This is a genomic window from Providencia sp. wls1916 (genome assembly GCF_009706585.1).
GTDB classification, from domain to species: Bacteria; Pseudomonadota; Gammaproteobacteria; order Enterobacterales; family Enterobacteriaceae; genus Providencia; species Providencia lanzhouensis.
Map to the genome: position 1 here is coordinate 25,155 of NZ_WLUL01000009.1, position 13,881 is coordinate 39,035.

Sequence of the window (13,881 nt, forward strand, 5' to 3'; positions counted from 1 at the left end):
TAAGCCTTTATTAAGAGTAAAATAACTTATTTACGCAGGGCTTTAACTTGCTCAGGGGTCACATCACCGGCTTGTCCACCCCATTGAACACGCAGGAAGTTGACCAAATTGGCAATTTGCTGGTCGCTAAGCTTGTCGGCGAAACCTGGCATGCTTTGCATGTTTTGGTTATTTGGGAACGCTTGCTCCGGCAAACCATCCAATACGGCATTAATAAGATTGGTACTGTCCACATCACGCAGGGTCGAATTACCTTTCATCGCCACTGCCACATTAGGTTTACCGCTTCCATCATAGGAGTGGCAACCAGAGCAACTTTCCAGATAAACCTGTTTACCTATTGCGTTGCCATCACCCATCTTGAGCGGTAATGTGGCTGGTGGGTTATCACCCATTAGGTAGGTCGCAATGGCCTTGTTATCTTCCGGGGTCAAATGCTGCGTGCTGAGGTAAATAACCGGATGCATATCGCTGTAGGCTGAACCTTGCGGCGCTAATCCTGTCATGAAGAACTGTTGGAGATCTTCTTTTGTCCAACCACGGGCGGCGAGGGCGTCAGGGGTAATGTCAGGGGCAGTGAAACGACCCAATGCACCACCTTTCATATACTTATCTAACTCCATTTCGCCGAGCGCTCCTCTTGGTGTATGACATTCAGAGCAGTGTTCAAGTACATTGACTAAATATTTTCCTTGCTCCCATTCAGGAGAACTGCCTTGGGAGCTATTTGGCAATGGTTTGTCATTGAAAAATAATAGGTTCCAGCCAATCATCGCCATACGCTGGTTTAACGGGAAAGGCAGCGAATTTTCTGGTGGTGCGACATCTACCGCTGGGCGGCTCATTAAATAACTGTAGATAGCATCAGAATCACTGCGAGTTATTCCTTTATAGGAGGTATATGGCATCGCAGGGTAGAGGTTTTTGCTTGGTGGCGAAACACCTTCAGTTAATGCTTTATGGAACTCTTCTTTTGTCCAGCGGCCAATCCCATAATCAGCAGAAGGTGTTAAGTTACTGCTATAAATAGTACCAAAGGGGGTATCGAGAGGAAAACCACCCGCTAGAGGTGCGCCATTTGTGCTGGTATGGCATGCCGCACAGTCACCGGCAAGTGTTAAGTAACGACCACGCTCAATCTCCTCGGCGCTCGCGGTGACTTTTTGCACTGGACCGTCAGGTTTGCGACTCTCATACCAATACAGAATCGCCCAGACGACAATAGCTATCGCTATCAACCATAAAATAATACGTTTGATCATTTTATCGTCTCCTTGATTAGTCCCGGAGTACTCATCACCACATCTCGTACTGCTTCATAGTAACGAACATAACCCGTACAGCGGCAAATGTGATTATTTAAAGCTGTTTTGATGGCTTCTTCTAGCTCTGCTTCGGCAATCGGGTTGCGTTGCAATTCCTCAACGAAAATCGTTGCCGCATTGACAAAGCCTGGGGTGCAGTAACCACATTGGAAACTAAAATGGTCGATAAATGCTTCTTGTACAGGAGATAATTTAACGTCACCATTTTCTTCTTTGGTGGCAGCCCCTTCAATGGTACGAATGCTTTTGTTGTTGAAAAAGTGTGCGCCTGTAATGCAGGTGCGAACTTCTTCACTTGTGCCTGATGGGTTATCCAAAATCACCACACATGCGTGGCAAATACCTTGACCACAGCCAAGTCGTGAACCCGTAAGGTCAACATACTCATGAAGAAAATCAATCATCATGAGACCTTCAGGTACATCCATCGGTCCATATTGTTGACCGTTAATGTTGATGGTAAGTGGCAGAAAATTTAGGCTCATGATAATACCTCTAGAATATCGTTAGGGCGAACAGGCAGACTCAAGAAATGGTGCCCTGTTGCATCAGCAATCGCATTGACGATGGAAGAAACGACAGGGATCATAACAACTTCAGCGACCCCTTTTGGTGGGTCGGTATCGGATAACCCTGGCAGGATTTCGCTAGTTTGTTTCCAAACTGCAACATCATTTGCGAGGGGTAAATGATAACGGTTAAAGTTCCATGTTCCATTTCCGGGGCCATCTTCGTAGAGAGGTAAATATTCATGGAGCGCATGACCAATACCCATCGCTAATCCACCTTGGATTTGCCCTGAAACCAATTGAGGAACAATTAAGTTTCCGCATTCAACGACGGTATGGTGGTCGAGTAATTCGACATGACCGGTGGCCTTATCAATGGCAAGTTCAGATAAGGTAGCGACGGCGCTGTAATAGGTAACGCCAGCATTGTTTCGTTGAGTATCAGGGTAATACGCTTTTTCGCGATGCCATACTTGATAATCTTTGTCTGCAAATCGTAGGGAAAGACCATCAACAGGAAGGCGGCGGGTTTCATCATTAATTTTGAAATCAGCTTCAGCCCATTCCCAGCGGTTAAAGACATGGCAAACTGCGCCAGTTAAACCACCCATCTCAAATGTACGGTCGATTAAGCGTTGTAAGCTGAGCACTTCTAGCCCATCAGCGGTGAGACCATTGGCAACCCAACGGGCATCCTCACGACGAACCACGAGCGGCGCTGCTTGCCCACCACCAATACCCTCTTGCCAAATTGACATTGCCGCTGGCCACAGACCATATTCAAAGACTAATCGAGCGGCTTCTTCAGTACTGTGGGTGAAATAATAAGCGGAGTTACTGGCGCTAGCTGGGGAGCAGTAATTCGGTGTCCAAAGCGGGTTAGTGGCGAGGCGTTCTTGTTCATCTTGCGCCATGGCAAATGGGTTTCCTGTCGAAATCATCGGCAGAACTGACCAATCCACAACCGAAAAATGGGCTTCTTCCGCAGGTTTGCCTAACCACTTGGCACAGACTACGGCTTGGGATGTGGACATCCCCGTACCAATCTCCGCACCACTATGATAAATAGCTATTTTCCCTTCAGGTGTGAGTTCAACGCGCGCAAAGGAGGATTCAGCACCTGTACCGAAGTCTTTTTGAACGCAAGAAATGCCGGTACCAAATAATTTGCCTGCATTTTTAGCTTCAAACTCGGCTTTACGTTTTGCTCTTTCTTTCCACATTGGGTGCTCAGCGCAACGGCTCAGCACTTCATCCGCACGAATTGCGCCGCCTGGGATAGCCCCTTGGGTATTTTTCATTCCTGATTTGATGATGTTTTTCAGGCGAAACTCAATAGGATCGGCTTTGAGTAATTTTGCGGCTTCTTCCATGATCATGTCAGTGGCAGCCATGGCCTGTAACGTACCATAACCACGAGCAGATCCCGCATCGACCGCGCGAGAAGCGATACCCACAGCCGATAAATCACTGCGAGGAATATAGTAGATGGCTTGGGCGCCAGTGGCTGCAACCATCACAACGGAAGGCGTAAAGTTACATCGACCGCCGCCATCCCCAATAAATGAGGCGGAAAGTGCTTCAATTTTATGGGTTTTCTTATTGACGGCGAGGGTGTAATCCATGTCAAACGCATGGCGTTTGATGGTGGATTGGAACTGTTCATAACGGTCGTTGGCTAGGCGGATCGGAACGCCACCACCATACAGAGTTGCCATCGCACCATAATAAGGGAATGGGGTGTGATCTTTCGAGCCATAACCCACCGTAAAGCAAGGGTGTAAGAATATTTGCTTAATTGGGAATTTAGATTTTGCGAGCATTTCAGGCAGTGATGCGGCAACTTCTTGCGGGGACTGTGTTGGGATCACTAAATGGAAAGATTGTGTTTTGGCATCATACCAGCCATTGGCATTATCGGGTTCGAGCGCTGAGGTATCAATAGATTGCGAAAAGTATTTACGCTTGATAACCAGCCAATCTTCCGGCGGATTTTCTAACTGTTTTGCAAGTTCATCCGCATAATACATGCCTTCTTGATCAAGCTTTCCACCTTCACGACCTTCAGGCCAGATTGGGAGATGCTTTTTCATACCAATCGGGGAAATAGGCATATCTTTCATGCTGGAGTATGTATCAGGTGAGAATGGTGTTTCTCCGCCGATACGAACCCCACGATAAGTTCCCCAAGGATCTCGCTGTAATGGTCCCGTATAAGCACCATATTGGATGACATCATCGTGGAATTTGAGTGTCTCTTTAGCGAAGTTAAATTTGGCAAAATCATGATAAATTAGTAACGCGACGGCTTGCCCTAAGTAAGCAGGGGTTTTTCCTGTCGGTAATAGTAAATCTTCACCATAGAACTCAGGGAAGGCGACGCCATCTTTTTCTAAATCACTGGCGGTAACAATACGGTCAGGCATTAAGCCATCATTAAGTCGTTCGAGATTAAAACCTTCGTAGATTTTATCGGCTTGGGTGACGCGTAGAAGAAAGGCGTGTCCTTGTTGTTTGGGCCAGTGAGGGATATCGCGGGCTCGAATATCTCTTGCAAAGACTTTTTCACCTTGCACTTTGGCATAGCCATCAATTCGGAATTTGATTTTTTTATCGACAGGGTTCCAGTCGGGAGCCTGAAGAATTTTTTCCTCGAATAGCACATCAAAAGCTCGGCTATACAAAGGGGCGATATAACAAGAGATCCCCGCAACAACAGCACATTTGATAAAGTGTCTGCGGGATAGTCCGACATGGTTATTGCTCATAATATACCCTTACACTTATTTTCATTGCTTCAATTATTATTTTTTATTTCATTGCTAGTTTCGTGATATAAATATTTATATATCCAATGGTTCTATATCGAAATATGAGTAGAATTGGATGGATAATAAAAATGATGACGATTAGCATAATCTGCATATTATTATTTATAATATAAACAATAAAATTAATTATGTATAATGTAAACCATGAATATAGGTATATTAATATTAGCGGCAGGAAAAAGTGAGCGTTTTCAACGTGCTGGTGGTGAAGGAAGTAAATTAAATTATCGAATTGACCAACAAACGGTGTTCGAAAAAACGCTTGTAAATTCAATGAATAGTGAATTGCCTATTCATGTAGTCACTCGCGCTGATAATTTGGGTGTCATTAACAATTGTTTACATTTTAATATTCCATTTTCCGTATTAAATAGCCATGGACTAGGGGAATCGATTGCGTTAGGCGTAAAAAATACCTCTAATTGGAGTGGCTGGTTAATTCAGTTGGGTGATATGCCCTATATTTCTCACGAAATATTTATTCGAGTTGCGAACGAATTAAAAAATTATTCATTAGTGCGACCTGTATATAAAAACATACCGGGGCACCCTGTCGGAATATCAGAAAAGTATCGACAAAATTTGCTTAATTTATCGGGAGATAATGGCGCAAAATCAATATTACGTCATCAATTGGTTTACGAAATGCAGATAAATGATGAGAATGTCATTAAAGATATTGATTATTTTCCAAATAAAAACTAAGAATAAAAATCAATAGGGACTGAATATGCTACGTGAAGATGTGTCCGTGATTTCTCAAGCAATAAAGTGGGCAATGGATGAACCAGTCTGGTTATGCACTGTGCTGAATACTTATGGTTCATCGCCGCGAAGCCCCGGCTCTTTATTGGTCGCTAAAGGAGATGGGATGTATGTAGGTTCTCTCTCTGGAGGCTGTATTGAAGAGGATTTTCTGCAACGAATTCAGCAAGGTCATTATTTAAAAGATAGCCAAGTTGTTCGCTATGGTCAGGGCGGGGTGGAAGCCAAAGTCAATTTACCTTGTGAAGGGGGTTTAGATGTTCTTATCGAATATTTACCCTGTAACCCGCATTCTCATCAATACCTTTCACAAATTCAAACAGCACTACTCGGTTATACCGCCATCATCAAAAAACTGACACTCCCCCTGCGAAGTGAAATTTCGACGGTACCAAACTCACAACATCCCACGCATATTGAGCGCAATGGCGATGAGATCCAATTTTATATCATGGCGCCACCCAAGCTAATCGTTGCAGGTATTTCTAATGTCGGTGTTTACTGCGCTAATTTTGCGGTCACATTAGGGTTTGAAGTGATTATTTGTGAGCATCGTGATGACGAATTGTTACGCTTTGCTGGGCAAATTGCAGAACAAGTTGAGATTAAAAAAATATTCCCTGCCCGCTTTTTAGAAGAGAATCCAAGCGCATCTAATACCGCTATTGTGTCTTTGACTCATGACCCTCGCATTGATGATTTAACATTAATGGAAGCAGTGAATACATCTGCATTTTATATTGGTGCAATGGGCTCGACCCGAACGAGCGCTAAGCGCCGAGAGCGTTTGTTAAATTCAGGGGGATTAACGCTTGAGATGTTAGAGCAGATTCATGCGCCTATCGGTATTCCCATTGGCAGTAAAACCCCACCAGAGATTGCGTTAGCGATTATGGCCGACATAGTGGCACATAAGAATGGGCGGGGTTAAGCTAGTTTTGCCCATTTCGAATCGGGAAAATAAATAGTGGGAAATGTATGGCTATTTTAAAACATGGAAGGATTCATAATGCGTTCTAAACTCATTCATCAATGGAAGTTCAAAAGGAGAGCTAGGCTCTCTTTCTTAGGCGCAGAGATCCTTTGGTCGGTAGTTTTAGGCATCATTCAGGCATTAGTCTATCAATGGTATTTGAGCGCTCATCCAGAGGATGCAAGTTTAGTTTTTCAAAGTAATTTTTATCATCAATTCTCTTTTAGCCAGTTTGGGTTGATGGAAGTTCTGTTTGCGATTATCCAAATCTATATATTTACACTGCTTCTTACACAACGAGTTAGGGATATGGGTATTAAATATCCATTTATAATTTCGCTTGTTTTTACATCAGCATCATTGTTTTTAGCACCATTAAGTATGTTTAACTCATCGACTTTTTCAGTTGTATTTATGTTTATTTTGTTGATTGGGGCATTGATTGCTTTATTTGCACCATCAGCGCCGGAAACAAATGTGAATATAAAAAATGATGTGGTGAATTGAAAGATAGGGGGAGATAATTGATGTGGGCTGAAATGTAGATTAGATAAACAGCATAACGATCTTATGCTGTTTATCTTAGATAATACTTTTTACGATGTAAGTATTGGCTTACACATTAAACAAGAAGTTCAACACATCGCCATCTTTAACGATGTAATCTTTACCTTCTGCACGCATTTTACCGGCTTCTTTCGCACCTTGTTCACCACGGAATTTGATGAAATCTTCGAATGCGATAGTTTGTGCGCGGATAAAGCCTTTTTCGAAGTCAGTATGGATTTTACCTGCTGCTTGTGGAGCCGTTGCACCAACAGGGATAGTCCATGCACGCACTTCTTTCACGCCAGCGGTGAAGTAAGTTTGCAGGTTTAATAATTCGTAACCTGCACGAATCACACGGTTCAGACCTGGCTCTTCAATGCCTAAATCAGCCATAAACTCATCGCGTTCTTCATCGTCCAACTCGGCGATATCAGATTCGATAGCGGCGCAAACAGGCACAACTACAGAACCTTCGGCTTTAGCGATTTCGTAGACTTTGTCCAAGTATGGGTTATTTTCAAAACCATCTTCATTGACGTTAGCAATGTACATGGTTGGCTTCAGGGTCAAGAAGCTTAAATAACGGATTGCGGCTTTATCTTCAGCGGTTAAATCTAATGAACGCAGCATGCCAGCTTGTTCTAAGTGTGGCAGGCATTTTTCTAGAGCTTCTAATTCCGCTTTTGCGTCTTTATCGCCGCCTTTTGCGCGTTTTTGTACGCGGTGAATAGCACGCTCACAAGTATCTAAGTCAGACAGCGCTAATTCAGTGTTGATCACTTCAATATCGGCTGCTGGGTCAACTTGGCCAGCAACGTGGATGATATTGTCATTTTCGAAACAACGAACGACGTGACCAATCGCTTCCGTTTCACGGATGTTAGTCAGGAATTGGTTACCAAGACCTTCACCTTTCGATGCGCCTTTTACCAGACCCGCGATATCAACGAATTCCATCGTGGTTGGCAGGATGCGCTGAGGCTTCACAATTTCAGCTAATTGATCAAGACGTGGGTCTGGCATTGGCACAACACCCGTGTTTGGTTCAATTGTACAGAAAGGGAAGTTGGCTGCTTCGATGCCGGCTTTGGTCAATGCATTAAACAGAGTGGATTTACCCACGTTAGGCAGACCAACGATACCGCATTTAAAACCCATATGTTTCTCACCTTAATAGCGGGGGCAGGCGAGTGCTGCCCCTAATGTTTAGAAAATTGGCGCTGATTATACACAAAAACTCGTGTTTGATGAAATCAACTCTTAGGCTGTGGCTTTAAAACCATGTAAGCGATTGATAGCTTTATCCATTCCATCTGATAACAGGATGTCCGTGCAGCGCACAGATTCATCAATCGCATCATCAATAAGCTTCTGTTCTGACAGCGGAGGCTTGCCTAAAACGAACCCAACAACTTTGTTTTTATCGCCTGGATGCCCAATACCAATGCGTAAGCGGTAAAAGTTAGGGTTATTGGCAAATTTACTTTGAATATCTTTTAAGCCGTTATGTCCGCCGTTACTGCCACCGAGTTTCATTTTGGCAACACCCGGTGGTAAATCGAGCTCATCATGAGCCACTAAAATTTCATCCGGATTAATGCGATAAAAATTAGCGACCGCGGCGACGGATTTACCGCTCAAGTTCATAAAGGTGGTTGGAACCAGCAAGCGAATATCATTGCCATTAAGATTGATGCGAGCTGTATAACCAAAAAATTTAGGCTCTTCCTTTAACGATTGGTTATGGCGTTGTGCCAGTAAATCAACATACCACGCACCAGCGTTATGGCGGGTTTGCGCATATTCAGCGCCCGGATTGGCTAATCCAACAATTAATTTTATTTTACTCACGGGGACTTTTTCACTGTCAATGTATAGAAATTGGTGACTAGTTTACCTCGTGTCGGGGGGGATGTACAAAATTGTCATTGATAAGGTTGTGCTAGTGATAATTAGTTTGTGAATTATTCGTCAATACCATCATCAGTTGTTAAATTGATTAAAAGCACTTTTTGAGTAGATATCCTTAAACTCTTCTATACATGTGAAGCTTATCGCAAATAATTTTACTTAAAGAGCTATACTCTTTACATAAATATAAAGTTTTATCGAACTTTTCTTTAATGCTTGCGTATCAGTTTACTGATATTGGAGGTAGATATGAAACGGAAAATGGTTACTCTCATTGGTAATGGCTTGATGGGTTTGGGTATGGTGGTGATGGGGGGAAGCATCGGTTTAAACCTGTTTTCTCATATTGTTGATTTAGGGTTGTCCGATGACATCATCAATGGCTCACTGTTCGGGATCTTTATCGGTGCATTGGTTTGGTTAGTGGGCGCAAGAATGGGCGGTAAAGAGAAAGTGGAAGACCGTTACTGTTTGCTGAAACGCCAATTTCATTCCCGTAACGATAACCACCGTTACCCATAGTGAGTTGGGCTGAAGCTCATTAATGGATATCCTCAATGAACAAAAATGTGTCATTGAAAAATAGGTAAAATCTAAATAAGAGTGAAATTCGATATCAATGATTTCACTCTTATTTTTTGTCTAAAGCCACGATAAATGAAACCGTTCAAAAAAATAAAGCCCCTACGGTTGATGAACAACAGTAGGGGCGCTACTTATAAATTTTTGTATCGTGACCACAATGAATGTGGTGCGATAAAGCACATTTCTCGCCTCAATAATTTAATGAAAAACTACTGAAACCAGCATGTTAAAACGGGGTCATTAAGACCCCGCTTTAGAATTAGTGCTCGAACATCGCAGAAATTGACTCTTCATTGCTGATACGGCGAATAGCTTCGGCCAGCATGCCTGAAAGGGTCAGGGTGCGAACTTTGTTCAGCGCCTTGATTTCAGGAGAAAGAGGAATTGTGTCACAAACAATGACTTCATCAATTACAGAGTTTTTGATGTTGTCTACAGCATTACCTGAGAAGATTGGGTGAGTTGCATAAGCGAATACACGCTTAGCACCACGTTCTTTCAGCGCTTCAGCTGCTTTACACAGTGTGCCACCAGTATCAATCATATCGTCAACTAAGATACAGTCACGACCAGAAACGTCACCGATGATATGCATCACTTGAGAAACGTTTGCGCGTGGGCGACGTTTGTCAATGATTGCCATATCAGTATCGTTCAGTAATTTCGCGATTGCTCTAGCACGAACGACGCCGCCGATGTCTGGAGAAACAACGATTGGGTTTTCTAAATCTTTCTGCAGCATATCTTCCAGAAGGATTGGGCTACCAAATACGTTATCTACAGGAACATCAAAGAAGCCCTGGATCTGCTCTGCGTGTAAGTCAACAGTAAGAACACGGTCAACACCCACACTTGACAGAAAATCGGCAACAACTTTAGCGGTGATTGGTACACGGGCAGAACGTACGCGACGATCCTGTCTTGCATAACCGAAGTAAGGGATAACAGCGGTAATACGACCAGCAGATGCACGGCGCAGGGCATCGACCATAACAACGAGTTCCATCAGGTTGTCATTGGTTGGTGCGCAAGTTGACTGGATGATAAAAATATCACCACCGCGAACATTTTCATTAATTTGAACACTGACTTCGCCGTCGCTAAAACGACCAACAGCCGCGTCTCCAAGATTAGTGTAAAGGCGGTTAGCAACACGTTGTGCTAGTTCCGGTGTAGCGTTACCAGCAAAAAGCTTCATATCGGGCACGAGAAAAACCTCAGGCTTGCGTCCAGAGAGATATTGTTGACCAACAGCAATGATGGATAAGTCATCACTATCGGTGCAATACACGGGTTATCCCAGCGCGGAATTTGTGCACAGGAGAAACATTCGCTCCTTGAGCGACGAATCCTTGCACCCACGATGGGGATTTATTTAACACCTTCAGGGCATCCGCTTGGGTTTCAAATTCAGAAAACACACAAGCGCCTGTTCCTGTTAGGCGAGACGGAGCATATTCTAACAGCCAAGAAACGAGCTGTTCAACCTCACGAAAACGTTTTCTTGCGATCGGTTCACAGTCATTTGCATACGGAGCCAGTAATAATGCGGCTAAAGAGCGTTTTGGAGAATTTCTATTTAATTCTGGATCTGTGAAGATCATCGGGGTTGAGATTTCAATTCCGGGGTGTGCGACTAAATACCAACGCTCTTTTGGTTCTGCGGGTGTTAAAATTTCGCCAATGCCTTCAGCAAAGGCGGCATGACCGCGAACAAAAACGGGAACATCAGCACCAAGGTGTTTGCCTAATTCGGCTAAAACCTCATCAGAAACGTGAGTTCCCCAATGCTCATTAAGCGCAATCAGCGTTGTCGCGGCATTTGACGATCCGCCACCAATACCACCACCCATCGGCAGCACTTTGTTGATGTGAATATCTGCACCTAACGCCCCTTGATGATTGAGGGTTTCGCGACAATAGGTTTGCAAGCTTTTTGCTGCACGAATAATTAAGTTTTTTTCGGTATCCACACCCGGCATCGGGGTGAGCAAATTAATCTGATCATCCGAACGAGTGCTAAAGGTGATTTCATCACCATAATCTAAAAATTGAAACAGAGTCTGTAGCTCATGATAACCATCAGCTCGCTGCCCAGTAATGTATAAAAAAAGATTCAATTTTGCCGGTGATGGCCACGTTAACGTCATTTTTTCAGTGTCCAACTATCCATTTTTAATTTGATGATTTTATCCCCTTGCTTCAACTCCATGTGGTTCGGCAGCATCGGCGAGGTTTTGGTATCGTAAGAGAGATAATCCAATTTCCATGTTTCGCCATTGATTTTAAACGTCACGGATTTGAGCAGGTGGTTGCTATCGAGAGTATATTCAGTGGCACGTCCTGGAGAACCGACCAACCAAGCGGTGAGATCATCAATGGGGATATCCATACCAGTTAACTGATAAATTAATTCACTTGGCACATCACTCATGTGAGTTTGCCCATCTTTCGTGGTTAATTTGGTTAAATCAGGTTCCACACTAAGTTCCAGTTCACGCGTACCTAATGGGTTAGTCAGCAATAAACGGTATTTTTCGGGGGTATATTGCTGCCAGAAAAACTTCGCGTAAGTTTTGGTTTCTGTTCCGGTACCTTGACCGCCAATGTACACAAAGGAGCCGCGAGTTTGGTAATCACGCAGTTCAACCACTTGTGATTGGTGGGCTTTCCACTGCGCATCCGTTGAAGATGAAGTGCCTTTCGTAGTGTCTTGAGATGTGGTCACACAGGCAGTCAGCAGCAGGCAGGAAAGGGGCATTAATCGCCAAAAGTTTCTGGCTGGGCGCATAAACGACAGAGCTGAAGAAAGTTGCATATCGGTTCTCAAAAGGTAATTTTCAGGAATATTGCGCTAATCTGCAGTGGTTATCAATGAAAACATACTAAAAAATAGGGAATTTGCTTTCTGTGCCAAATAGCGGCATCCTTGATGCATCTTATTGATATTGATATCAGACAGTCCGATAATCAACGTAAATTTTGGTGTGCATCATCTTTCTGATTGTTGATGATAGGCTACCCGTAGAAACAGACGCGTTAATCATCTACAATATACGCATATAAATCGCAGTAATGAGCTAGGTCACTAGTATCATGCTGACAAATAAATTAGCAATGTGAGCAATGTGAGTAAGTCGTAAGCACAATGACCCTATTAGCCTTAGGCATTAATCATAAAACAGCACCAGTGGCTTTGCGTGAGCAAGTCGCTTTTGGTCCTGAAAAAATCGACCACGCACTTGAGGAGTTACTGAAACAGCCTCAAGTGAGTGGCGGCGTTGTGCTGTCTACCTGTAACCGAACTGAACTGTATCTTAGCCTTGAATCCCAAGAAAAAGCGCAGGAGCAGTTAACTAAATGGTTATGTGATTTTCATGGGATCACAGCCAAAGATCTACAACCTAGCCTTTATTGGCACCAAGATGCGCGCGCAGTTAGCCATCTTATGCGTGTGGCAAGTGGGCTAGATTCGTTGGTTCTTGGTGAGCCTCAAATTCTCGGTCAAGTGAAAAAGGCGTTTGCGCTTTCGCAAGATAATCATTCTCTATCTAGCGAATTAGAGCGCTTATTCCAAAAATCGTTTTCCGTGGCTAAACGTGTACGAACTGAAACTGATATCGGCGCGAATGCGGTCTCTGTCGCTTTTGCGGCTTGTACACTGGCGAGACAGATTTTCGAATCACTCAAACATTTGAATATTTTGTTAGTCGGTGCAGGGGAAACCATCGAATTAGTCGCTCGTCATTTGCGTGAGCATGGCGTGCAAAAAATGATGATAGCTAACCGAACGCTAGAACGTGCAGAACTTCTAGCCAAAGAAGTGAACGCGCAAGTTATCTCATTAGCCGATATCGATAATCGTTTAGCTGAAGCGGATATTGTGATTAGTTCAACGGCTAGCCCGCTGCCAATTATTGGTAAAGGGATGGTCGAGCGTGCGATGAAAGCTCGCCGTAGTAAACCTATGTTATTGATTGATATCGCAGTTCCTCGTGATATCGAGCAGGATGTAGAAAAACTTAGAGATGTTTATCTCTACACTGTTGATGATCTGGAATCCATCATTGCCCAAAACTTGGCGCAACGTAAAGCCGCCGCGGTTGAAGCGGAATTTATTGTTGAGCAAGAAAGCGGTCATTTTATGGATTGGTTGCGCTCACAAGCCGGAGTCTCTACAATTCGCGAATACAGAGAGCAGGCGGAAGCAATTCGGGCAAGTATGACCGAAAAAGCACTTGCAGCCATTGCCCAAGGTGCCAACCCTGAGCAAGTGATTATGCAGCTATCACAACAGTTAACCAACCGCCTGATCCACGCTCCGACTAAATCTTTGCAGCAAGCTGCGGGAAATGGGGATGTTGAGCGTCTAAATCTACTTAGGGACAGCTTAGGGCTGGACCATCAATAACCACTTTTTAATCATAGGTCTG

The 13,881-nt window shown here is 43.8% G+C and carries 13 protein-coding genes; 5 read left to right on the forward strand and 8 right to left on the reverse strand.

Annotated elements, in window-relative coordinates; genetic code table 11:
- Positions 1-26: 26 nt before the first annotated feature.
- From GKR61_RS03360 to GKR61_RS03370, 3 genes are read right to left on the reverse strand one after another with little or no spacing between them, the layout of a single operon-like run.
- Entirely contained in the window at positions 27-1,262 is a 1,236-nt protein-coding gene (locus GKR61_RS03360; protein ID WP_154639545.1) for a c-type cytochrome, read from the reverse strand.
- Positions 1,259-1,810 (reverse strand): (2Fe-2S)-binding protein, encoded by a 552-nt coding sequence (locus GKR61_RS03365; RefSeq protein ID WP_108478219.1) that lies wholly within the window; start codon positions 1,808-1,810, stop codon positions 1,259-1,261. The genes GKR61_RS03360 and GKR61_RS03365 overlap by 4 nt, the downstream gene beginning before the upstream one ends.
- The gene (locus tag GKR61_RS03370; RefSeq protein ID WP_154599328.1) at positions 1,807-4,602 is read right to left on the reverse strand and encodes a xanthine dehydrogenase family protein molybdopterin-binding subunit; all 2,796 of its coding nucleotides are present in this window, start codon (positions 4,600-4,602) and stop codon (positions 1,807-1,809) included. The genes GKR61_RS03365 and GKR61_RS03370 overlap by 4 nt, the downstream gene beginning before the upstream one ends.
- Before the next feature lie 207 nt (positions 4,603-4,809).
- Between GKR61_RS03370 and GKR61_RS03375 the strand changes: the two genes are divergently transcribed.
- The 3 genes from GKR61_RS03375 (at position 4,810) to GKR61_RS17895 (ending at position 6,910) form a co-directional block, all read left to right on the forward strand.
- Positions 4,810-5,370, forward strand: coding sequence for a nucleotidyltransferase family protein (locus GKR61_RS03375; protein ID WP_154639546.1), 561 nt, complete (start codon positions 4,810-4,812; stop codon positions 5,368-5,370).
- A gap of 25 nt (positions 5,371-5,395) precedes the next feature.
- On the forward strand, positions 5,396-6,361 hold the full coding sequence (locus tag GKR61_RS03380; RefSeq protein ID WP_154639547.1) for an XdhC family protein: 966 nt from the start codon (positions 5,396-5,398) through the stop codon (positions 6,359-6,361).
- A 78-nt stretch (positions 6,362-6,439) separates the two neighbouring features.
- Entirely contained in the window at positions 6,440-6,910 is a 471-nt protein-coding gene (locus tag GKR61_RS17895; RefSeq protein ID WP_036954676.1) for a hypothetical protein, read from the forward strand.
- Between the two features lie 108 nt (positions 6,911-7,018).
- On the opposite strand, the gene ychF is transcribed toward GKR61_RS17895, so the two are convergent.
- Positions 7,019-8,110, reverse strand: a complete 1,092-nt coding sequence (gene ychF, locus GKR61_RS03390; RefSeq protein ID WP_036954672.1) for a redox-regulated ATPase YchF — start codon at positions 8,108-8,110, stop codon at positions 7,019-7,021.
- Positions 8,111-8,212: 102 nt separating this feature from the next.
- Complete coding sequence (pth, locus tag GKR61_RS03395) at positions 8,213-8,803, reverse strand: aminoacyl-tRNA hydrolase (RefSeq protein ID WP_036954667.1); 591 nt, start codon at positions 8,801-8,803, stop codon at positions 8,213-8,215.
- A 309-nt stretch (positions 8,804-9,112) separates the two neighbouring features.
- Between pth and GKR61_RS03400 the strand changes: the two genes are divergently transcribed.
- Positions 9,113-9,385, forward strand: coding sequence for a DUF2583 family protein (locus GKR61_RS03400; RefSeq protein ID WP_036954662.1), 273 nt, complete (start codon positions 9,113-9,115; stop codon positions 9,383-9,385).
- 322 nt (positions 9,386-9,707) lie between these two features.
- Here GKR61_RS03400 and prs read toward each other — a convergent pair whose 3' ends face one another.
- The 3 genes from prs to lolB all read right to left on the reverse strand — a co-directional run bounded on the left by prs (position 9,708) and on the right by lolB (position 12,239).
- The gene (gene prs / locus GKR61_RS03405) at positions 9,708-10,655 is read right to left on the reverse strand and encodes a ribose-phosphate diphosphokinase (RefSeq protein ID WP_006661866.1); all 948 of its coding nucleotides are present in this window, start codon (positions 10,653-10,655) and stop codon (positions 9,708-9,710) included.
- A gap of 67 nt (positions 10,656-10,722) precedes the next feature.
- The gene (ispE, locus tag GKR61_RS03410; RefSeq protein WP_036954657.1) at positions 10,723-11,598 is read right to left on the reverse strand and encodes a 4-(cytidine 5'-diphospho)-2-C-methyl-D-erythritol kinase; all 876 of its coding nucleotides are present in this window, start codon (positions 11,596-11,598) and stop codon (positions 10,723-10,725) included.
- Positions 11,595-12,239: a lipoprotein insertase outer membrane protein LolB gene (gene lolB / locus GKR61_RS03415; RefSeq protein ID WP_187129832.1), complete on the reverse strand. Its 645-nt coding sequence runs from the start codon at positions 12,237-12,239 to the stop codon at positions 11,595-11,597. The genes ispE and lolB overlap by 4 nt, the downstream gene beginning before the upstream one ends.
- Before the next feature lie 357 nt (positions 12,240-12,596).
- Between lolB and hemA the strand changes: the two genes are divergently transcribed.
- Positions 12,597-13,859: a glutamyl-tRNA reductase gene (gene hemA / locus GKR61_RS03420; protein WP_036954652.1), complete on the forward strand. Its 1,263-nt coding sequence runs from the start codon at positions 12,597-12,599 to the stop codon at positions 13,857-13,859.
- The last annotated feature ends 22 nt before the right edge of the window (positions 13,860-13,881 follow it).

Excerpts from the sequence above, each read along its gene's own strand:
- GKR61_RS03365 (WP_108478219.1), bottom strand. The coding sequence starts at position 1,810 with ATGAGCCTAAATTTTCTGCCACTTACCATCAACATTAACGGTCAACAA.
- ychF (WP_036954672.1), bottom strand. The coding sequence starts at position 8,110 with ATGGGTTTTAAATGCGGTATCGTTGGTCTGCCTAACGTGGGTAAATCC.
- GKR61_RS03400 (WP_036954662.1), top strand. The coding sequence starts at position 9,113 with ATGAAACGGAAAATGGTTACTCTCATTGGTAATGGCTTGATGGGTTTG.
- GKR61_RS17895 (WP_036954676.1), top strand. The coding sequence starts at position 6,440 with ATGCGTTCTAAACTCATTCATCAATGGAAGTTCAAAAGGAGAGCTAGG.
- lolB (WP_187129832.1), bottom strand. The coding sequence starts at position 12,239 with ATGCGCCCAGCCAGAAACTTTTGGCGATTAATGCCCCTTTCCTGCCTG.
- GKR61_RS03370 (WP_154599328.1), bottom strand. The coding sequence starts at position 4,602 with ATGAGCAATAACCATGTCGGACTATCCCGCAGACACTTTATCAAATGT.
- hemA (WP_036954652.1), top strand. The coding sequence starts at position 12,597 with ATGACCCTATTAGCCTTAGGCATTAATCATAAAACAGCACCAGTGGCT.
- GKR61_RS03360 (WP_154639545.1), bottom strand. The coding sequence starts at position 1,262 with ATGATCAAACGTATTATTTTATGGTTGATAGCGATAGCTATTGTCGTC.
- GKR61_RS03380 (WP_154639547.1), top strand. The coding sequence starts at position 5,396 with ATGCTACGTGAAGATGTGTCCGTGATTTCTCAAGCAATAAAGTGGGCA.
- GKR61_RS03375 (WP_154639546.1), top strand. The coding sequence starts at position 4,810 with ATGAATATAGGTATATTAATATTAGCGGCAGGAAAAAGTGAGCGTTTT.
- ispE (WP_036954657.1), bottom strand. The coding sequence starts at position 11,598 with ATGACGTTAACGTGGCCATCACCGGCAAAATTGAATCTTTTTTTATAC.